Origin of the sequence: Serratia sp. CY83965, assembly GCF_052166375.1 — a bacterium.
Taxonomy (GTDB): domain Bacteria; phylum Pseudomonadota; class Gammaproteobacteria; order Enterobacterales; family Enterobacteriaceae; genus Serratia; species Serratia marcescens.
This window is the reverse complement of sequence record NZ_JBJNOV010000010.1, coordinates 53,268-73,476: the sequence shown is the minus strand read 5'-3', so window position 1 is coordinate 73,476 and position 20,209 is coordinate 53,268. Positions and strand designations below refer to the sequence as shown.

The window sequence follows — 20,209 nt, the reverse complement described above, 5'->3', positions numbered from 1 at the left end:
CGCCCGCGGGCGGTGGAGGGGATTGTGTAAAGTCCTGTAGCTTGCTGGACGTCGAGTTTTAACCTGTATACCCTACGCGAATAGCACTAAAATTCGACTAATGGAATATCGGCAACATAAGGTTCGGCAAGCACATGGGCACGCAGGAAAGTCACATCAGGGAGTTACTGGTCTGGATTGAAGATAACCTGACCAATCCGCTGTCGTTGGATATCGTTTCCGCCAAGTCAGGCTATACGAAATGGTACCTGCAGCGCATGTTCAAGAAGCAGACCGGATTATCGTTAGCTTCCTACATTCGCGCTCGCCGCCTCTACATCGCCGCCTTCGCCTTGCGTTTCACGCAGAAGAGCATCCTCGATATTTCGGTTGAATATCAATTCGATAATCAGCAGACATTCTCGCGCTGTTTCAAGAAACATTTCGCCGAATCGCCTAGCGTTTATCGTCATGCCCGCAAACAGGACTTCAGCAATCTGGTGCGTTCGCTGGCGGCCAGCCAGCCCGGCGATATTCAGGTCGAACGCGTCAGCATCGCCAGAGGGCAATACGCCTTTCAGGGCAAACAGTACGCTTATCACCTGGATATCGAAAAGTTGGACAAGTCGCATCTGCCGCAGCGCAGCGCGCTGCGGGCGCAGTTCTACACCTTGTTGGGCGAGCGTCCGGCGCAGACCTATTCGTTTACCCAACTGGTGCCGGACGGCGAGCGGGTCAGGGTCGACTATACCCTGGGCGTGACGGCGGACTATCCGCTGCGTGAAGGCGTGGCGCTGGAGCCGCTGCCGGAGGTCCACGGCGAGTTTTGCCGTTTTCGCTATTCCGGCAAGCCGGTGGCGCTCAATGACCACATCATTCAAATCTACACGCAGGTGCTGCCCGAAATGGGGCTGGCCCGCGGCGACGGGCCGGACATGACGGTGTTCAGCTATTCGCTGAGCGGGAAAGAGGAGCTGCACCTGGAGCTGCAACATCTGGTGCCGGTGGTGCCGCTGCACTGATCCCGTCGGCGGCCGGCCGCCGGTTTTTTTGCTGCACGATCGCCGCCATCACCGCCAGAGCGATCTCCGCCGGGGTTTTGCTGCCGAGCGGCAGGCCGATCGGCGCGTGAATGCGTTCCAACTCCTGCGGCGTGAATTCGGCGATCTGCTGCAACCGCTGGCGCCGCCGCGCGCTGTTTCTGAGCGAGCCCATGGCGCCGATGTAAAACGCCGGGGTGTGGATCGCTTCCATCAGCGTCAGATCGTCCATACGCGGATCGTGGGTCAGCGCCACGACGGCGGTATTGGCGTGGCAACCGCCGTCCTCAATGAACTTGGCCGGAAACTGGCGCAGCAGCGCCACGCCCGGTTTTAACTCGGCGGCGAAGTTATCCAGCGCCTCCGGGCGGTTCTCGCACACCAGCACCTCAAACCCCAGCGCTACGGCGAAATCGGCGCAGTACAGCGCCACGCTGGACAGCCCGGCGATCAGCAGGCGCGGCGCGGCCGCGATATGCAGGGTAATCTGTTCGAGCCGGCGTTCAACCTGAGTGGCGCTGGTGAAATGGCTCTGCTCAAGGCTATGGCAGGCGTTGGGCAACGTCAGGCGTTTGAGCAACGCATGATGCCCTTCCAGCGCGCCGGCGATGCGCCGCAGGTAAGCGACGCTGGCTTCTCCCGCCGGCAGATACTCGATCAGCACGTCCAGCACGCCGCCGCACGGCAGCGCCATATTGGGCGTCATGCCGCCTTCGCCGTAGCGGATCACCTGGCTGGCCGCCTGATACTCCCCGGCGGCCACGCGCCGCAGAAAGTCCTCCTCCACGCACCCGCCCGACAATGAGCCGCTGTAGCGGCCGTCGCGGGTCGCGGCCATCAACGCGCCCGGCGACCGCGGCGAAGAGCCATAGGTGCTGAGCACGGTGCATAACCAGACCGGCTGTTGTTGCAGCCAGCTTATCGCCTGGCTGACCACGGTGACATCAAGATGTTGCATAGGTGAATTTACTCGCTGGCCGGGAGTTGCGATGGAAGATCAATATCCCGCACGACGCCGGGGTGTTCAAGCGGCAGCAGGTGCACCGCTGCGCCTTGCAGCAGTTCACGCGCGCCATTATCGCCGCGCAGTTGGCAAAGTGGTTTGCGCAATCGGGCGGAAAAGCCGACCGGGTGGCCGGGCTGTTGCGCATAGCTGGGGCGCACGATCGGGTGCTGCCGCAAGGCATCCGCCACCTGTCGGAAAACGTCGGCGCCGACGAACGGCATATCGGCCAGGTGGATCAGCCAGCCTTGCCAGTGCGGCGTGGCCGCAACGCCCGCGGCGATTGAGTCGCCGAGGCCCGCGCTGGCGAGCAGGGTGACCGGCACCTGGTTGGCGGCGCAGGCTGCCAGCACCGGCAGATTATCCGGCCGGGCCACCACATGTACCGGCAGGCCGGAGGCCAATGCCCGGCGCAGGGTGTGTTCAAACAGCGATCGCCGCTCGCCCGCCGCATCGGCAAATCCGGCGTTCAATTTGTTGCCCTGGCCGCCGGCCTGAATAAAGCGCTCTCCGCGTCCGGCGGCGGTAATGACAATGCCCGTGGTCATGGTTGAAGTCCGCGTTTGCGCAAATTATTTATTAGCCTACAAACTACCTGTGTTTTGTAAATGTTTTTTTGTTGAAAACAACCTGTTAATCATCACATAATTTTAGTTATAAGCATATGCTTATGACGTCTACGGCAAGGTCGTCAGCGTTTGCGCAACAACACCGCGAACAAAAACCAATTACAAGAAAGACGTGAAGGACTTATTTATGAGCAATTTCAACCCGTCGCGGCGCCGCTTTATCAAAAGCGCCGTGATTGCGGGGGTCTCCGTGTACCTCGCCCCCCTGTACAGCCGTGCCTACGCCGCGCTGTTCGAGCAAAAAATCCTCCAGTCGCCCAACTGGGATCCGCAGGCCAAGCGCGTCCGTTTCCGTATCGATGGCCGCGCCAAGGTTATGGGGCAGAAGGTGTTCGCGCGCGATATCCGCGCGGTGGACATGCCGCACTGGCCGCAGAAACAGGCGCACGCCTTCATTCTGCGCGTGACCAAAGCCGACCGGCTGTTCGAAGGCGTCGATCTGTCGCTGCTGGGGGACGATCTGCAGCCCGATCGCCTGGTGACGGCGGAAGATCTGGCGCGCGATGGCCTGGCCTTTCCGGCGTTCTACGGTGACGACATGCTGCTGCCGAACGGCAAAACCCCGGCCTATCTCGGCCAGGCGGTGGCGATCCTGATCTATCACGATTTCGCCCGTTTCCGCTTCGCCAAGGACAGGCTGAAATTCCGCGAAGAAACCATCAAATACGGCGCGGTCACCGGCCCGCTGGAGCGCGATCCCTGGGGCAGCTTCCGCTATGTGCGGGTGGGGGGAGAACAGCCGTTCGACGACGACCGCTTCTCCAGCCTGAAGGACACGCCGATCTTCCCGGTGTCGATGAAAAAACACCTGCCGGTGTGGCCGGAAGGGCGTGAGGGCGGCAAGCTGGATCAGGAAGGCATGCGCTATGCGGGGATGATCGCCGACGAGATGGCGAACCCGCCGGCCGACTGGCTGGTAATGTCGCGCCGCTACACCACGCAGTCGATCGACACCTCGGCGCTGGAGCCGGACAACGCCAACGGCTGGTTCGACGCGCAGACGCAAACCCTGCATCTGGTGGTGCCGACTCAGTCGCCGCAGGAAGTGGCCGACGAGATGCCGCGCATGCTGGCCAAGCGCAACCCGCCGGTGAAACAGCTGATCCTGCACCCGTGCTACACCGTGGGCTACGGCTCGAAAGACCACTACAACTTCCCGTATTACGGCGCGGTGGCGGCGATGTACGGCGACGGCCACCCGGTGCGCCTGGCCAATGATCGCTTCGAACAGTTCCAGACGGCGCTGAAGCGCCACGCCTTCGACATGAACTACCGCATCGCGGTGAATAAGCAGACCGGCGTCATGCAGTCGTTCCTCGGTGACATGACCGCGGACGGCGGCGGCCGCAGCAACTTTACCCCTTCGGTGGTGATGGTCGGCGCAACCGCCGCCCAGTCGATTTACTACTTCCCGAAAAGCGATCTGTCGTCGGTCGGGCTGGCTTCACGCGCCATCGACGCCGGTTCGGCGCGCGGTTACGGCACGCTGCAGAGCATGGCCGCCACCGAGATGATGGTGGATGAGCTGGCCGCCGAGCTGAAGATCGACCCGATCGAGTTTCGCCTGCGCAACGTGCTGAAATCCGGCATGAAAAACACCCAGGGGGCGATCCCGGCCGGTGCGATCCGCGCCGATGAAGTGCTGGAGAAGGCGGCGAAGCTCGAGATGTGGCTCAAGCGCGCCGAACGCAAGGCCGAGTTTGAGAGCCGCCATCCCGGCAAGCGCTATGGCGTCGGCTTCGGCTGCGTGCAGAAAGACTTCGGCACCGGGGCGGAAACTTCGTTCGCCCGGGTGGAGCTGAGCGAAGATGGCCGCATCACCCTGCATCACAGCGGCGCGGAGATGGGCACCGGCATGTCGACCTCGCAGTCGGTATTGTGCGCGCAGTGGCTGGGCAAACCGGCCGACGAAGCGCACTTCTCGGTCACCGACTGGTCGGTATTGCCGATGGTCACCAGCGGCGATCCTTACCTGATGTCGCAGGAAGAGCAGGACAAGCTGCAAACCAACCCCAACTGGACGCCGAGCTACTGTTCGCCGTCCAGCGCCAGCAACTCGGCCTATTACTTCTCGCACAGCACTCGTGAAGCGGCGCGCCTGATCTTCGATCACGGCCTGTGGCCGGCGGCGATGGCGCTGTGGCAGGCCGGTATCGGCGGCGGCCAGGCGGCGCCGCTGGTGGTGCGGCGCGAAGATGCGCGTTGGGTCGAAGGCGGCCTGACGGCGGCGGGCATGTCGGTGCTGAGCCTCGAGCTGCTGGCCAAGACGGCTTATCAGATGGGCGGCGTCACCGGTGCCGCGGTGCACGTGTTCAACCGCTGGCAGTGGGCGGAGGCCGATTTCACGTTGAACGGCAAAAGCGAACGCCTGCCGGTCGACGGCATGGCGCTGCGCAACGCCGGCGGCGAATTCAAACCGCTGGCGCGCGGGCAGGTCTACTACCCGCCGACCCAGCGCAACAATGCGGCGGTGACCTACTACAGCGCCGTCGGCACGTTGGCGGAAGTGGCGGTGGATATCGCCACCGGCCAGGTGGAGTTGTTGAATCACCACTCGATCATGGAGTGCGGCAACCTGATCGTGCCGGAACTGGTTTCCGGCCAGCTGCAGGGCGGGCTGGCGATGGGCATCGGCCATGCGCTGCACGAATATTTACCGCTGTACGAAGACGGCCCGGGCAACGGCACCTGGAACTTCAACCGTTACCACCTGCCGCGCGCCAGTGATGTGGCGGTGTGGAAACAGAGCGGCGACATCCTGCCGGCGCTGTCGGAAACCGATCCGCCGAAAGGCATGGCGGAGGTGGTGATGATCCCGATCGTGGCCGCGCTGGTCAACGCCATCGCCGACGCCACCGGCCACCGTTTCCGTGATTTGCCCGTTCGTGCAGAAAATATTCGTGAGGTATTACAATGAGCATTAAAACCCAGCCGATTTCCCTGACCATCAACGAAAAGCAGTACGGCCCGATCGAGGTGCCGGAAGGCCTGATGATGATCGATTTCCTGCACGAGTATCTCGATTTGACCGGTTCGCGCCTCGGCTGCGGGCAGGGCATTTGCCACGCCTGCGTGGCAATCGTCGATCACCCGAGCGGCACCAGCGAAGAGGTGCGCACCTGCATCACCGGCGCGCATTTCTTCAACGGCAAGAAAGTGCGCACTGTCGAAGGCCACGCCAGGGTGGACGAACAGGGCGAGGTGGTCGAGCTGTCGCCGATCCAGCAGGCGTTTCTGGAACACTACAGCTTCCAGTGCGGCTACTGCACGCCGGGCTTCGTCAACGCCGCCACCATTTTCGTGGAAAAGCTCAAGCGTGAGCCGATCGCCCGCGATCAGCTGGAGAATGCCATCGAGCAGGCGCTGGATAGCCACATCTGCCGCTGCACCGGCTACGTGCGCTACTACGAAGCGGTGCGCGACGTGGTGCTGAAAACGCCGGGCCTGCTGAAGGAGACGGCGCAATGAAAAAACGTCTCGCAGTGTTGATTGTGCTGGTGGCGATCGTGGTGATTGCGCTGCTGTGGTGGCGGGAAAACCGCCGTTACGACGGCCCGGTGCAGCAGATAACCGCCAGCGCCGAACAGATCGCCCGCGGCCGCTATCTGGCGCAGGCCGCCGACTGCGCCGCCTGCCATACCGCCAGCGGTGGGGCACCGTTGGCCGGCGGCTATCCGCTGGACACGCCGTTCGGCACGATTTACGGCAGTAACCTGACGCCGTCGGCCGACCACGGCATCGGGCGCTGGAGCAAGGACGACTTCTTCCTGGCGTTGACGCAGGGCGTGGCGCCGGGCGGGCGGCACCTGTACCCGGCGATGCCTTATACTTCGTATAAGGGCATGTCGCGTCAGGACGCCGACGACATCTACGCTTACCTGATGACGCGCCCGGCGGTGGACGTGGCCATTCCGGCCAACGACATGCCATTCCCGTTTAACCAGCGCATGGCGCTGATCGGCTGGAATCTGTTGTTCCGCAGTCAGGATCCGTTGCCGGCCAGCTCGCAGGGCAGCTCGCCGCAATGGCAGCGCGGCCGCTATCTGGCCGAGGTGCTGGGCCACTGTGGCGAATGCCACACGCCGCGCGGCGCGCTGGGGCAGATGGATCTCGGCAAACCGATGCAGGGCGGCGATCTCGGCCGCTTCATGGCGCCGGACATTACGCCGCACGGTCTGGCGCAGCGCGGCTGGACGCCGCAGGACGTCAGCCGCTTCCTCAGCACCGGCCTCGCACCGCAGGGTTCCGCCTTCAGCGAGATGCACATGGTGGTGGATCTCAGCACCCGTCATTTGACGCCGGAAGATCATCAGGCGCTGGCGCTGTATCTGATGGGGGAGCAGCCGCCGACGGCGGTGCCGGTGAAAATGGGCCAGGGCAGCGATGCCGGGCGCATGACCTATCTGGATCAGTGCGCCGGTTGCCATGCGCGCGAAGGCGAGGGCAAACCGCACGTCGCACCGGCGATGCGCGATAACGCCACGCTGCGCCAGGCGGACGGCAAGAACCTGATCGTGTCGGTGCTGGATGGCCTGCCGGCCCAGCAGTTCCCGAACGGTGAAAGCATGCAGAGCATGCCGGGCTTCGGCGAGCGTCTGAGCGATGCTGAAGTGGCGGAACTGGTGAATTACCTGCGGGTGACCTGGGGCGGTTTGCCGGCGGACGTCACCGCCGAGCAGGTGAAAGCGCTGCGCAAGTAAGCGGCGTTCAGGCGAAAAAAATGGCCCGCATCTGCGGGCCATTTTATTGCGCGGTCACGGGGTTCAACGGCTGGTGACGCCGTCGACGCGCTGGCTGCGCTGTTTGATGGCGTAACCGACGGCCAGGATCGCTACCCACACCGGGATCAGCAGCACCGAGATTTGAATGCCCGGCGTCAGGTACATGATCACCAGGATGCCGGCCATGAACAGCAGGCACAGGTAGTTGCTGAACGGATACCAGAACGCTTTGAACTTCGGCACCACGCCTTCGCGGTTTTTGGCGGCGCGGAACTTCAGGTGCGCCAGGCTGATCATCGCCCAGTTGATCACCAGCGCCGATACCACCAACGCCATCAATAGTTCGAAGGCGCGGCCCGGGATCAGGTAGTTAATCAGCACGCACAGCGCGGTGGCGAGGGCGGAAATGCCGATGGCCACCACCGGCACGCCGCGGCCGTCGACCTTAAGCAGGCTTTTCGGGCCGTTGCCCTGCTGCGCCAGGCCGTACAGCATGCGGCTGTTGCAGTAGACGCAGCTGTTGTAGACCGACAGCGCGGCGGTGAGCACCACGATGTTCAGCACGGTCGCCACCAGGTTGCTGTTCAGCGCGTGGAAGATCAGCACGAACGGGCTGCCGCCTTCGACCACTTTGCCCCACGGGTACAGCGACAGCAGAATGGCCAGCGAACCGATATAGAAGATCAGGATGCGGTAGATCACCTGATTGGTCGCTTTCGGAATGCTTTTTTGCGGGTTGTCGGCTTCGGCTGCGGTGATGCCGACCAGCTCGAGGCCGCCGAAGGAGAACATGATCACCGCCATCGCCATCACCAGGCCCATGACGCCGTTCGGGAAGAACCCGCCCTGCGCCCACAGGTTGGTGACGGTGGCTTCCGGGCCGCCCATGCCGCTGAACAGCAGGTAGGCGCCGAACACGATCATGCCGATAATCGCCACCACTTTGATGATGGCGAACCAGAACTCCATCTCGCCGTAAACTTTGACGTTGGCCAGGTTGATGGCGTTGATCGCCAGGAAGAACACCGCGGCGGAAACCCAGGTGGGGATCTCCGGCCACCAGTACTGCACGTAGATGCCGACCGCGGTCAACTCCGCCATCGCCACCAGGACATACAGCACCCAGTAGTTCCAGCCGGAGGCGAAGCCGGCGAAGTTGCCCCAGTATTTGTAGGCGAAGTGGCTGAAGGAGCCGGCGACCGGCTCTTCCACCACCATTTCCCCCAGCTGGCGCATGATCAGAAACGCGATGAAGCCGCCGATGGCGTAGCCGAGAAGCACTGACGGGCCGGCCATTTTTATTGTTTGAGCGATACCGAGAAATAACCCGGTGCCGATTGCGCCACCTAAGGCGATGAGCTGAATATGGCGGTTTTTCAGGCCGCGTTTCAGCTGGTCACCATGCTGTTGACCATCCATCAATCTAACCCTCTGTCGTTGTGAATGCCCACTTGCTTGTAAAGCAGTGGTTACGATGTGTGTTTTGTTTTATTTACGGCGTTATAGCTATTAATTCCACGGCGCCGCTACCGTTTGGCAGAGAATAATGTTATGTGCGTCGGTTTGCACCTGCTTTGTCGTGTGAGTGATTAAGATTGCAGCAGTTTAGGAAACAAAATGCGGGTTGTGTGACGGCGGGGGGGATTCAGTGCATGAAATAAGCAACAAATCACATAATGCGCAAAAATAACGTAGATCTGAACGGTGGGGCGCATTCAAATAATGAACGAACCACCGTTGCGCCGCTCGCCAAATAGCCATTCATTAAAGCGTCATAACCATGCAATAAAACTCGGGCAAAAAGTTTGCACTCTGCCTTGCGTAAGGTTTGGTAAAAGTTAAATCCCCAACCCGCCGCGTAAATGGTAATACCATCACGGCGTTACCGGTTTGCAGCGGGGTTTTCAGCGGGGTGTTAAAATGTGCGGGTAACCTGATTTCGATCAAGGCCCGTATGGACAGGAGGTGAATACTTTGTTACTTTACCGTCACGTTTTTGAAATTGGTATTACCAATTGACTCCGCGCCATTCGCAGAGAAGAATTCACTCATGGCCTACAGCAAAATCCGCCAACCCAAGTTGTCAGATGTTATCGAGCAACAGCTCGAATACCTGATCCTCGAGGGGACACTGCGCCCAGGCGAAAAACTGCCTCCGGAGCGCGAGCTGGCGAAACAATTTGATGTCTCCCGTCCTTCTCTGAGAGAGGCCATTCAGCGCCTTGAAGCGAAAGGGCTGCTCCTGCGCCGTCAGGGCGGCGGCACCTTCGTGCAAACTAATCTGTGGCAGAGCTTCAGCGATCCGCTGGCCGAGCTGCTGGCCGACCATCCCGAATCACAGTTCGATCTGCTGGAAACCCGTCACGCGCTGGAAGGCATTGCCGCCTATTACGCGGCGCTGCGCGGCACCGATGAAGATCTGGCGCGCATCCGCGACTGCCATATCGTGATTCAACAGGCTCAAGACAGCGGCGATCTCGACGCCGAGGCCGATGCGGTCATGCAGTATCAAATCGCCGTGACCGAAGCCGCTCACAACGTTGTGTTACTTCACCTGCTACGCTGCATGGGGCCGATGCTGGAACAGAACGTGCGTCAGAACTTTGAATTGCTCTACTCGCGCCGTGAGATGTTGGCAAAAGTGAGCAGCCACCGCGCCGGAATTTTTGAGGCGATTGTGGCACGCGAGCCGGAAAAGGCCCGTGAAGCCTCGCATCGCCACTTGGCGTTTATCGAGGAAATCTTGCTGGATCTCAGCCGGGAGCATACTCGGCGCGAGAGATCGCTGCGGCGTCTCCAGCAACGCAAGGATTAAGAGCTGTCCTCTTCAGGGTACACCAGCCTGCGGGGGTTAAGTTCGAGGTACTTAGTTAAGTACTTAAGCGGCAACTAAACTGATGGGCCTGTCTTCGTGTGTTTTGGCACAGAACACAGGAAGACAGGCTCCAAACAAACCATTAGACAGATAAGGAATACCACCATGTCAGAACGTTTAAACAATGACGTGGATCCGATCGAAACCCGCGACTGGCTGCAGGCGATCGAATCGGTCATCCGTGAAGAGGGTGTTGAGCGAGCTCAGTTTCTGATTGATCAGGTATTGGGAGAAGCCCGCAAAGGCGGCGTTAACGTTGCGGCAGGTGCTGCAGCGCACAACTACGTCAACACCATCGCGGTAGAAGACGAACCGGCCTACCCAGGCAACCTGGATCTGGAACGCCGCATTCGCTCTGCGATCCGTTGGAACGCGATCATGACCGTTCTGCGCGCATCCAAAAAAGACCTGGAGCTGGGCGGCCACATGGCTTCCTTCCAGTCTTCCGCGACCTTCTATGAAGTCTGCTTTAACCACTTCTTCCGCGCACGCAACGAGAAAGACGGCGGCGACCTGGTGTACTTCCAGGGCCACATCTCTCCGGGCGTTTACGCGCGCGCCTTCCTTGAAGGCCGCCTGACCGAAGAACAGATGAACAACTTCCGTCAGGAAGTGCACGGCAACGGTCTGTCCTCTTACCCGCATCCTAAGCTGATGCCGGAATTCTGGCAGTTCCCGACCGTATCCATGGGCCTGGGCCCAATCAGCGCCATCTATCAGGCGAAGTTCCTGAAATACCTGGAACACCGCGGCCTGAAAGACACCTCTGAGCAGACCGTTTACGCCTTCCTGGGCGACGGTGAGATGGATGAGCCGGAATCCAAAGGCGCCATCACCATCGCGACTCGCGAGAAGCTGGACAACCTGGTGTTCGTCATCAACTGCAACCTGCAGCGCCTGGACGGCCCGGTCACCGGTAACGGCAAGATCATCAACGAACTGGAAGGCATCTTCTCCGGCGCAGGCTGGCAGGTGCTGAAAGTGATCTGGGGCGGCCGTTGGGACGAGCTGCTGCGCAAAGACACCAGCGGTAAACTGGTTCAGCTGATGAACGAGACCCTGGACGGCGACTACCAGACCTTCAAATCCAAAGACGGCGCTTACGTGCGCGAGCACTTCTTCGGCCGTTACCCGGAAACCGCGGCGCTGGTCAAAGACATGACCGACGACGAAATCTGGGCGCTGAACCGTGGTGGTCACGATCCGAAGAAAATCTTCGCTGCACTGAAAAAAGCGCAGGACACCAAAGGCAAACCGACCGTTATCCTGGCCCACACCATCAAAGGTTACGGCATGGGTGAAACCGCGGAAGGTAAAAACATCGCTCACCAGGTGAAGAAAATGAACATGGAAGGGGTTCACCACTTCCGCGATCGTTTCAACGTGCCGGTTGCCGATGCTGACATCGAAAAACTGCCGTACATCACCTTCGAGAAAGATTCCGAAGAGTACAAATACCTGCACGAACGTCGCCAGGCGCTGAAAGGCTACGTGCCTACCCGTCTGCCGGAGTTCACCCAGAAGCTGGAAATGCCGGCGCTGGAAGATTTCAGCTCGCTGCTGGAAGAGCAGAACAAAGAGATCTCCACCACTATCGCCTTCGTGCGTGCCCTGAACGTGATGCTGAAGAACAAGTCGATCAAAGATCGTCTGGTGCCAATCATCGCCGACGAAGCGCGTACCTTCGGTATGGAAGGTCTGTTCCGTCAGATCGGTATCTACAGCCCGAACGGCCAGCAGTACACCCCGCAGGACCGTGAGCAGGTTGCTTACTACAAAGAAGACGAGAAAGGCCAAATCCTGCAGGAAGGCATCAACGAACTGGGCGCAGCCTCTTCCTGGCTGGCCGCAGCGACCTCCTACAGCACCAACGATCTGCCGATGATTCCGTTCTACATCTACTACTCGATGTTCGGTTTCCAACGTATCGGCGACCTGTGCTGGGCAGCGGGCGACCAACAGGCGCGCGGCTTCCTGATCGGCGGGACCTCGGGCCGTACTACCCTGAACGGCGAAGGTCTGCAGCACGAAGATGGCCACAGCCACATTCAGTCTCTGACCATCCCTAACTGCATCTCTTACGATCCGGCTTACGCGTACGAAGTGGCGGTGATCATGCACGACGGTCTGGTGCGCATGTATGGCGACAACCCGGAAAACGTGTACTACTACCTGACCACGCTGAACGAAAACTACCACATGCCTGCGATGCCGCAGGGTGCGGAAGAAGGTATCCGCAAGGGTATCTACAAGCTGGAAACGCTGGAAGGCAGCAAAGGCAAGGTGCAGCTGCTGGGCTCCGGCGCCATCCTGCGCCACGTGCGCGAAGCTGCGCAAATCCTGGCGAAGGACTACGGCGTGGGTTCCGACACCTACAGCGTGACCTCGTTCACCGAACTGGCGCGCGACGGCCAGGATTGCGAGCGCTGGAACATGCTGCACCCAACCGAAGCGCCACGCGTGCCTTACATCGCTCAGGTGATGAACGACGCACCGGCGGTAGCCTCTACCGACTACATGAAACTGTTCGCCGAACAGGTTCGTACTTATGTGCCGGCCAGCGATTATCGCGTACTGGGCACCGACGGCTTCGGTCGTTCGGACAGCCGCGAAAACCTGCGTCACCACTTTGAAGTCGATGCGTCCTACGTGGTGGTTGCTGCTCTGGGTGAACTGGCTAAACGCGGTGAGATCGAAGCTTCTGTGGTTGCTGACGCAATCAAGAAATTCGACATCAACCCGGAAAAAGTTAACCCGCGTCTGGCCTAAGAGGTACTGAATAATGTCTATCGAAATCAACGTACCGGACATCGGTGCAGATGAAGTCGAAATCACCGAGATTCTGGTGAAGGTCGGCGATAAAGTTGAAGCGGAACAATCGCTGATCACCGTGGAAGGCGACAAGGCTTCCATGGAAGTGCCCTCCCCGCAGGCGGGCGTGGTGAAAGAGATCAAAGTGGCGGTCGGCGATAAAACCGAAACCGGCAAACTGATCATGATCTTCGAAGCGGCAGGCGCAGCGGAAGCTGCTCCGGCGGCGAAAGCGGAAGAAAAACCGGCGGCAGCAGCAGCTGCCCCGGCTGCCGCTGCGGCCAAAGACGTTGCCGTGCCGGACATCGGCGCCGACGAAGTCGAAGTGACCGAGATCCTGGTGAAAGTGGGCGACAAGGTGGAAGCCGAGCAGTCCCTGATCACTGTGGAAGGCGACAAGGCTTCCATGGAAGTCCCTGCGCCGTTCGCGGGCACCGTGAAAGAGATCAAGATCGCGACCGGCGACAAAGTGAAAACCGGTTCCCTGATCATGGTGTTCGAAGTGGCCGGCGCCGCTTCCGCTGCCGCCCCGGCTGCGGCTGAAGCACCGGCTGCCGCTGCAGCGCCTGCGGCCTCTGCGGCCAAAGACGTCGCCGTGCCGGACATCGGCGGTGATGAAGTCGAAGTGACCGAGGTGATGGTCAAGGTGGGCGACAAGGTTGCCGCCGAGCAGTCTCTGATCACCGTGGAAGGCGACAAGGCCTCCATGGAAGTGCCAGCGCCGTTCGCGGGCACCGTGAAAGAGATCAAGATCGCGACCGGCGATAAAGTGAAAACCGGCTCCCTGATCATGGTGTTCGAAGTGGAAGGCGCTGCGCCTGCCGCTGCCGCCGCTCCAGCCGCTAAAGCGGACGCTGCGCCGGCGCCGGCCGCCGCTAAAGCCGCCGCGCCGGCTGCGAAAGCTGAAGACAAAGGCGAGTTCGCCGAGAACGCGGCCTACGTGCACGCGACTCCGGTCATTCGTCGTCTGGCGCGCGAATTCGGCGTTAACCTGGCGAAAGTGAAAGGCACCGGTCGTAAAGGCCGCATCCTGCGCGAAGACGTTCAGGCTTACGTGAAAGACGCGGTGAAACGCGCTGAAGCGGCTCCGGCTGCTGCCGGCGGCGGTCTGCCGGGCATGCTGCCATGGCCGAAAGTGGACTTCAGCAAGTTCGGCGAGATCGAAGAAGTCGAGATGGGCCGCATCCAGAAGATCTCTGGCGCGAACCTGAGCCGCAACTGGGTGATGATCCCGCACGTGACTCACTTCGACAAAACCGACATCACCGATCTGGAAGCGTTCCGCAAGCAGCAGAACGAAGAAGCGGCCAAGCGCAAGCTGGACGTGAAGTTCACGCCTGTCGTGTTCATCATGAAAGCCGTCGCTGCCGCTCTGGAGCAGATGCCGCGCTTCAACAGCTCGCTGTCCGAAGATGGCCAGAAGCTGACGCTGAAGAAATACATCAACATCGGCGTGGCGGTAGATACCCCGAACGGCTTGGTGGTTCCGGTGTTCAAGGACGTGAACAAGAAGAGCATCACCGAGTTGTCTCGCGAGCTGATGACCATCTCCAAGAAAGCGCGCGACGGCAAGCTGACCGCGGGCGAGATGCAGGGCGGCTGCTTCACCATCTCCAGCCTGGGCGGCATCGGGACGACTCACTTCGCGCCGATCGTCAACGCGCCGGAAGTGGCTATCCTGGGTGTCTCCAAGTCTGCGATGGAGCCGGTCTGGAACGGTAAAGAGTTCATGCCGCGCCTGATGATGCCGATGTCGCTGTCCTTCGACCACCGCGTTATCGACGGTGCCGATGGTGCGCGCTTCATCACCATCATCAACAACATGTTGTCCGACATTCGCCGTCTGGTGATGTAATGCAAAAGGGGCGCAGCATGCTGCGCCCCTGACGATTCTGTAGCAGTTTTGTCGGATTTTGCATAACTCGACAAAATTGTTGAGACACGGGTCACTCGAACACGCTTTGCAGATTATTAACAATTCTGTAAACTGCTCGCGGTGTAAGCGTCCCGGTGGATGAAGGGCGTTATGAGATCGATTAGCAATAAAAATGACGTCTGACCCGCCGGACAATCAATTAAGAGGTCATGATGAGTACTGAAATTAAAACTCAGGTCGTGGTACTTGGGGCGGGCCCGGCAGGTTACTCTGCAGCCTTTCGTTGCGCTGACTTAGGTCTTGAAACCGTTCTGGTTGAACGTTATTCCACTCTGGGCGGGGTTTGCCTGAACGTGGGATGTATCCCTTCCAAAGCACTGCTGCACGTTGCCAAAGTGATCGAAGAAGCCAAAGCGCTGGCCGAACACGGCATCGTTTTCGGCGAGCCGAAAACCGACATCGACAAAGTGCGCGTCTGGAAAGAAAAAGTCATCACTCAGCTGACCGGCGGTCTGGCTGGCATGGCGAAAGGCCGTAAAGTGAAAGTGGTCAACGGCCTGGGCAAGTTCACCGGCGCTAACACCCTGGTTGTGGAAGGCGAAAACGGCCCAACCACCATCAACTTCGACAACGCCATCATCGCTGCAGGCTCTCGTCCGATCCAACTGCCATTCATTCCTCATGAAGATCCACGCGTGTGGGATTCCACCGATGCGCTGGAGCTGAAAACCGTCCCAGAGCGTCTGCTGGTTATGGGCGGCGGCATCATCGGCCTGGAAATGGGCACCGTATACCATGCGCTGGGTTCACAGATCGACGTCGTTGAAATGTTCGATCAGGTTATCCCGGCGGCAGATAAAGACGTGGTGAAAGTCTTCACCAAACGTATCAGCAAGCAGTTCAACCTGATGCTGGAAACCAAAGTGACCGCGGTAGAAGCCAAAGAAGACGGCATCTACGTCACGATGGAAGGTAAAAAAGCGCCGGCAGAACCACAGCGTTACGACGCGGTGCTGGTGGCGATCGGCCGCGTGCCGAACGGCAAACTGCTGGATGCCGGCAAAGCCGGTGTGGAAGTTGACGAGCGTGGCTTCATCAACGTCGACAAACAGCTGCGCACCAACGTGCCGCACATCTTCGCCATCGGCGACATCGTCGGGCAGCCGATGCTGGCGCACAAAGGCGTGCACGAAGGCCACGTTGCCGCAGAAGTTATCGCCGGCATGAAGCACTACTTCGATCCGAAAGTGATCCCATCCATCGCTTACACCGAGCCGGAAGTGGCGTGGGTGGGTCTGACCGAGAAAGAAGCGAAAGAGAAAGGCATCAGCTACGAAACCTCCACCTTCCCGTGGGCGGCTTCCGGCCGTGCGATCGCTTCCGACTGTGCAGACGGCATGACCAAACTGATCTTCGACAAAGAAACTCACCGCATCATCGGTGGCGCGATTGTCGGCACCAACGGCGGCGAACTGCTGGGTGAAATCGGTCTGGCCATCGAGATGGGCTGCGACGCGGAAGACATCGCGCTGACCATCCATGCTCACCCGACCCTGCACGAATCCGTGGGCCTGGCGGCGGAAATCTACGAAGGCAGCATCACCGACCTGCCTAACCCGAAAGCCAAGAAGAAGTAATTCTGCTGGCTTGACCGGTTAACAAGCGGCTCCTGAGAAGGGGCCGTTTTTTTTTGCCCAGATGCACAAAACGGTTTTTTGTGGCCGCTGCGCCAAATTCCGATCCTCATGCTTATATCCGTTTTAATTATGTGGATATAATGCCCTGTTTGTCCGGCAGCCGATTACGCTGCGCTCAACGATTCAGCAAAGATTTAATGTTGCTTTTATGTGAACGAATTAACAACCGTTTCAAATCCTGATATGCTGGCTGAGCGGAACCGGGCACTGTACCTTACAGTCCAGGACATCGACAGCAGTGCCCCGTCAGGATAGATGGCATCAATATCGCCGTGCGCTCTACCCATCAGTCTTTCATGCTGTAACGCTGTTTGACCGCGCTTGTTTGCCCCAGTCACCGTTTCGGGGCCTTTACGGGCCGATCGCCTAGCCACAGAGTGAAACCCAAAGGGTATAAACCCGGTTTGCATATACGCCAGGCACAATAAATGACAATGAGAGCGAGGAGAACGTCGTGCTAGAAGAATACCGTAAGCACGTAGCCGAGCGTGCTGCTGAGGGCATCGCCCCTAAGCCGCTAGACGCCACCCAAATGGCCGCGCTGGTCGAACTACTGAAGAATCCGCCAAAAGGCGAAGAAGAATTCCTGTTAGACCTGCTGATTAACCGTGTTCCACCGGGCGTCGATGAAGCCGCCTACGTCAAAGCAGGTTTCCTGGCGGCCATCGCCAAAGGTGAAGCGACATCCCCCCTGGTTACCCCCGAGAAAGCCATTGAATTGTTAGGCACCATGCAGGGCGGCTATAACATTCATCCGCTGATCGAAGCGCTGGACAACGAAAAACTGGCGCCGATCGCCGCCAAAGCGCTGTCCCACACGCTGCTGATGTTCGACAACTTCTACGACGTGGAAGAGAAGGCCAAGGCCGGCAACCCGCACGCCAAGCAGATCATGCAGTCCTGGGCTGACGCCGAATGGTATCTGTCGCGCCCTGAGCTGGCGGAAAAGATCACCGTCACCGTGTTCAAAGTCACCGGCGAAACCAACACCGACGACCTTTCTCCGGCGCCGGACGCCTGGTCGCGCCCGGACATCCCGCTGCACGCGCTGGCGATGCTGAAAAACGAACGTGAAGGCATCGTGCCGGATCAGCCTGGCAGCGTCGGCCCGATCAAACAGATCGAGCTGCTGAACAAGAAAGGCTTCCCGCTGGCCTACGTCGGCGACGTGGTCGGCACCGGTTCCTCCCGTAAATCCGCCACCAACTCGGTGCTGTGGTTCATGGGCGACGACATCCCGCACGTGCCGAACAAACGTGGCGGCGGCGTGGTGCTGGGCGGCAAGATTGCGCCTATCTTCTTCAATACCATGGAAGATGCCGGCGCCTTGCCGATCGAAGTGGACGTGTCCGAGCTGAACATGGGCGACGTGATCGACGTTTACCCGTACAAAGGTGAAGTGCGCAACCACGAAACCGGCGCGCTGATCGCCAACTTCGAGCTGAAAACCGACGTGCTGCTGGATGAAGTGCGCGCCGGCGGCCGTATCCCGCTGATCATCGGCCGCGGCCTGACCACTAAGGCGCGCGAAGCGCTGGGTCTGCCGCACAGCGACGTGTTCCGCATCGCCAAACCGGTAGCCGCCAGCAGCAAAGGCTTCTCGCTGGCGCAGAAAATGGTCGGCCGCGCCTGCGGCGTCGCCGGCATTCGCCCAGGCGAATACTGCGAACCGAAGATGACCTCCGTCGGCTCTCAGGACACCACCGGCCCGATGACCCGCGATGAGCTGAAAGACCTGGCCTGCCTTGGCTTCTCCGCCGATCTGGTCATGCAGTCGTTCTGCCACACCGCCGCGTACCCGAAACCGGTCGACGTGACCACGCACCACACGCTGCCTGACTTCATCATGAACCGCGGCGGCGTATCGCTGCGTCCGGGCGACGGCGTGATCCACTCCTGGCTGAACCGCATGCTGCTGCCTGACACCGTCGGCACCGGCGGCGATTCCCACACCCGCTTCCCGATCGGCATCTCCTTCCCGGCCGGTTCCGGTCTGGTGGCGTTTGCCGCCGCGACCGGCGTGATGCCGCTGGATATGCCTGAGTCGGTGCTGGTGCGCTTCAAAGGCAAAATGCAGCCGGGCATCACCCTGCGCGATCTGGTGCACGCCATCCCTTACTACGCGATCCAGCAAGGGCTGCTGACCGTCGAGAAGAAGGGCAAGAAAAACATCTTCTCCGGCCGCATTCTGGAGATCGAAGGCCTGCCGGACCTGAAGGTCGAGCAGGCGTTTGAGCTGACCGATGCGTCCGCCGAACGTTCCGCCGCCGGTTGTACCATCAAGCTGGACAAGGCGCCGATCGAAGAGTACCTGAACTCCAACATCGTGCTGCTGAAGTGGATGATCTCCGAAGGCTACGGCGATCGCCGTACGCTGGAGCGCCGTATTCAGGGCATGGAAAAATGGCTGGCGGATCCGCAACTGCTGGAAGGCGATGCGGATGCGGAATACGCGGCGGTGATCGACATCGATCTGAACGAGATCAAAGAGCCGATCCTCTGCGCGCCGAACGATCCTGACGACGCGCGCCTGCTGTCCGACGTGGCCAACAGCAAAATCGATGAGGTATTCATCGGTTCTTGCATGACCAACATCGGCCACTTCCGCGCGGCCGGCAAGCTGCTGGATCAGCACAAGGGCCAGCTGCCGACCCGTCTGTGGGTGGCGCCGCCAACCAAGATGGATGCGGCTCAGCTGACCGAAGAAGGCTACTACAGCGTCTTCGGCAAGAGCGGCGCGCGTATCGAGATCCCGGGCTGCTCGCTGTGCATGGGCAACCAGGCGCGCGTGGCGGACGGCGCGACGGTGGTTTCCACCTCAACCCGTAACTTCCCGAACCGTCTGGGCACCGGCGCCAACGTCTATCTGGCGTCTGCCGAACTGGCCGCGGTAGCGTCCCTGCTGGGCCGCCTGCCGACGCCGGACGAGTACCAGACCTATATGGCGCAGGTCGACAAGACGGCGGCGGATACCTACCGCTACCTGAACTTTGACCAGCTGGGCCAGTACACCGAAAAAGCCGACGGCGTGATCTTCCAAACCGCCGTGTAAGCCGCTATATTGCGCAACTGTTTAACGGGAGGCCTTGGCCTCCCGTTTTATTTTGCTCAGTTGCCAACTTTGCGAGCGCTCACTGAGTTAGTCAGCCATTTATGTTTACACTAAGAAAAAGGGCTCAGGAGGGCATGCTATGGATTACGAATTTCTGCGTGACGTCACCGGTCAGGTGATCGTCAGATTTTCGATGGGGCATGAAGCGATTGGCCACTGGATCAATGAAGAAGTTAAAGGCGATTTCAACCTGCTGGACCGGATTGAAGCCGGTGCGGCCGAGGTCAAAGGCAGCGAGCGTCAATGGCAGCTGGAAGGCCATGAATATACGCTGCTGATGGACGGTGAAGAAGTGATGATCCGCGCCAATCAGCTGGAGTTCGAGGGCGATGAAATGGAAGAGGGGATGAACTACTACGATGAAGAAAGCCTCTCATTCTGCGGCGTTGAGGACTTCCTGCGGGTGTTGAAGGCCTATCGTTCTTTCATGCTGAAGTACTAAGCATCAGGGCGCGGCGTGCCGCGC

At 59.9% G+C, this 20,209-nt stretch carries 13 protein-coding genes; 10 read left to right on the top strand and 3 right to left on the bottom strand.

What is annotated here, in order from left to right; genetic code table 11:
• Window positions 1-134 precede the first annotated feature (134 nt).
• A complete protein-coding gene (locus tag ACJ8PL_RS18190) occupies window positions 135-1,001 on the top strand; it encodes a helix-turn-helix domain-containing protein (protein ID WP_016930080.1) in 867 nt (288 codons plus the stop codon).
• Here the strand turns inward: ACJ8PL_RS18190 and ACJ8PL_RS18185 are convergent.
• Both ACJ8PL_RS18185 and ACJ8PL_RS18180 read right to left on the bottom strand, forming a co-directional pair.
• Complete coding sequence (locus ACJ8PL_RS18185; RefSeq protein WP_442531317.1) at window positions 925-1,977, bottom strand: XdhC family protein; 1,053 nt, start codon at window positions 1,975-1,977, stop codon at window positions 925-927. The genes ACJ8PL_RS18190 and ACJ8PL_RS18185 overlap by 77 nt on opposite strands.
• Before the next feature lie 8 nt (window positions 1,978-1,985).
• Window positions 1,986-2,570: a nucleotidyltransferase family protein gene (locus tag ACJ8PL_RS18180; protein ID WP_097101389.1), complete on the bottom strand. Its 585-nt coding sequence runs from the start codon at window positions 2,568-2,570 to the stop codon at window positions 1,986-1,988.
• 208 nt (window positions 2,571-2,778) lie between these two features.
• On the opposite strand from ACJ8PL_RS18180, the gene ACJ8PL_RS18175 reads away from it, so the two are divergent.
• The 3 genes from ACJ8PL_RS18175 to ACJ8PL_RS18165 are packed head-to-tail and all read left to right on the top strand — an operon-like array spanning window position 2,779 to window position 7,351.
• The gene (locus tag ACJ8PL_RS18175; RefSeq protein ID WP_240293710.1) at window positions 2,779-5,568 is read left to right on the top strand and encodes a xanthine dehydrogenase family protein molybdopterin-binding subunit; all 2,790 of its coding nucleotides are present in this window, start codon (window positions 2,779-2,781) and stop codon (window positions 5,566-5,568) included.
• The gene (locus tag ACJ8PL_RS18170) at window positions 5,565-6,119 is read left to right on the top strand and encodes a (2Fe-2S)-binding protein (RefSeq protein WP_015379038.1); all 555 of its coding nucleotides are present in this window, start codon (window positions 5,565-5,567) and stop codon (window positions 6,117-6,119) included. Before ACJ8PL_RS18175 ends, ACJ8PL_RS18170 begins: the two co-directional genes overlap by 4 nt.
• Window positions 6,116-7,351 carry a cytochrome c gene (locus ACJ8PL_RS18165; protein ID WP_261419912.1) on the top strand — a complete coding sequence of 412 codons (1,236 nt, stop codon included), beginning with the start codon at window positions 6,116-6,118 and terminating at the stop codon, window positions 7,349-7,351. Before ACJ8PL_RS18170 ends, ACJ8PL_RS18165 begins: the two co-directional genes overlap by 4 nt.
• Before the next feature lie 63 nt (window positions 7,352-7,414).
• Here ACJ8PL_RS18165 and ACJ8PL_RS18160 read toward each other — a convergent pair whose 3' ends face one another.
• Window positions 7,415-8,791, bottom strand: coding sequence for an amino acid permease (locus ACJ8PL_RS18160; RefSeq protein ID WP_004937488.1), 1,377 nt, complete (start codon window positions 8,789-8,791; stop codon window positions 7,415-7,417).
• A gap of 631 nt (window positions 8,792-9,422) precedes the next feature.
• Here ACJ8PL_RS18160 and pdhR point away from each other — a divergent pair.
• The 6 genes from pdhR (at window position 9,423) to yacL (ending at window position 20,185) form a co-directional block, all read left to right on the top strand.
• Window positions 9,423-10,187, top strand: coding sequence for a pyruvate dehydrogenase complex transcriptional repressor PdhR (gene pdhR, locus ACJ8PL_RS18155; protein WP_004937490.1), 765 nt, complete (start codon window positions 9,423-9,425; stop codon window positions 10,185-10,187).
• Window positions 10,188-10,352: 165 nt separating this feature from the next.
• Window positions 10,353-13,016, top strand: coding sequence for a pyruvate dehydrogenase (acetyl-transferring), homodimeric type (gene aceE / locus ACJ8PL_RS18150; protein ID WP_033632104.1), 2,664 nt, complete (start codon window positions 10,353-10,355; stop codon window positions 13,014-13,016).
• A gap of 13 nt (window positions 13,017-13,029) precedes the next feature.
• The gene (gene aceF, locus ACJ8PL_RS18145) at window positions 13,030-14,913 is read left to right on the top strand and encodes a pyruvate dehydrogenase complex dihydrolipoyllysine-residue acetyltransferase (protein WP_004937497.1); all 1,884 of its coding nucleotides are present in this window, start codon (window positions 13,030-13,032) and stop codon (window positions 14,911-14,913) included.
• Between the two features lie 233 nt (window positions 14,914-15,146).
• Window positions 15,147-16,571, top strand: a complete 1,425-nt coding sequence (gene lpdA / locus ACJ8PL_RS18140) for a dihydrolipoyl dehydrogenase (protein WP_004937500.1) — start codon at window positions 15,147-15,149, stop codon at window positions 16,569-16,571.
• A gap of 514 nt (window positions 16,572-17,085) precedes the next feature.
• Window positions 17,086-19,683, top strand: coding sequence for a bifunctional aconitate hydratase 2/2-methylisocitrate dehydratase (gene acnB, locus ACJ8PL_RS18135; RefSeq protein ID WP_004937504.1), 2,598 nt, complete (start codon window positions 17,086-17,088; stop codon window positions 19,681-19,683).
• A 139-nt stretch (window positions 19,684-19,822) separates the two neighbouring features.
• Window positions 19,823-20,185, top strand: a complete 363-nt coding sequence (yacL, locus tag ACJ8PL_RS18130; protein ID WP_016930072.1) for a protein YacL — start codon at window positions 19,823-19,825, stop codon at window positions 20,183-20,185.
• Window positions 20,186-20,209: the final 24 nt, after the last annotated feature.

What these genes read in the sequence shown, in the direction of transcription:
- ACJ8PL_RS18165 (WP_261419912.1), top strand. Translation starts at nt 6,116, where the DNA reads ATGAAAAAACGTCTCGCAGTGTTGATTGTGCTGGTGGCGATCGTGGTG.
- ACJ8PL_RS18185 (WP_442531317.1), bottom strand. Translation starts at nt 1,977, where the DNA reads ATGCAACATCTTGATGTCACCGTGGTCAGCCAGGCGATAAGCTGGCTG.
- lpdA (WP_004937500.1), top strand. Translation starts at nt 15,147, where the DNA reads ATGAGTACTGAAATTAAAACTCAGGTCGTGGTACTTGGGGCGGGCCCG.
- ACJ8PL_RS18170 (WP_015379038.1), top strand. Translation starts at nt 5,565, where the DNA reads ATGAGCATTAAAACCCAGCCGATTTCCCTGACCATCAACGAAAAGCAG.
- yacL (WP_016930072.1), top strand. Translation starts at nt 19,823, where the DNA reads ATGGATTACGAATTTCTGCGTGACGTCACCGGTCAGGTGATCGTCAGA.
- aceE (WP_033632104.1), top strand. Translation starts at nt 10,353, where the DNA reads ATGTCAGAACGTTTAAACAATGACGTGGATCCGATCGAAACCCGCGAC.
- ACJ8PL_RS18160 (WP_004937488.1), bottom strand. Translation starts at nt 8,791, where the DNA reads ATGGATGGTCAACAGCATGGTGACCAGCTGAAACGCGGCCTGAAAAAC.
- pdhR (WP_004937490.1), top strand. Translation starts at nt 9,423, where the DNA reads ATGGCCTACAGCAAAATCCGCCAACCCAAGTTGTCAGATGTTATCGAG.
- ACJ8PL_RS18175 (WP_240293710.1), top strand. Translation starts at nt 2,779, where the DNA reads ATGAGCAATTTCAACCCGTCGCGGCGCCGCTTTATCAAAAGCGCCGTG.
- aceF (WP_004937497.1), top strand. Translation starts at nt 13,030, where the DNA reads ATGTCTATCGAAATCAACGTACCGGACATCGGTGCAGATGAAGTCGAA.
- ACJ8PL_RS18190 (WP_016930080.1), top strand. Translation starts at nt 135, where the DNA reads ATGGGCACGCAGGAAAGTCACATCAGGGAGTTACTGGTCTGGATTGAA.
- ACJ8PL_RS18180 (WP_097101389.1), bottom strand. Translation starts at nt 2,570, where the DNA reads ATGACCACGGGCATTGTCATTACCGCCGCCGGACGCGGAGAGCGCTTT.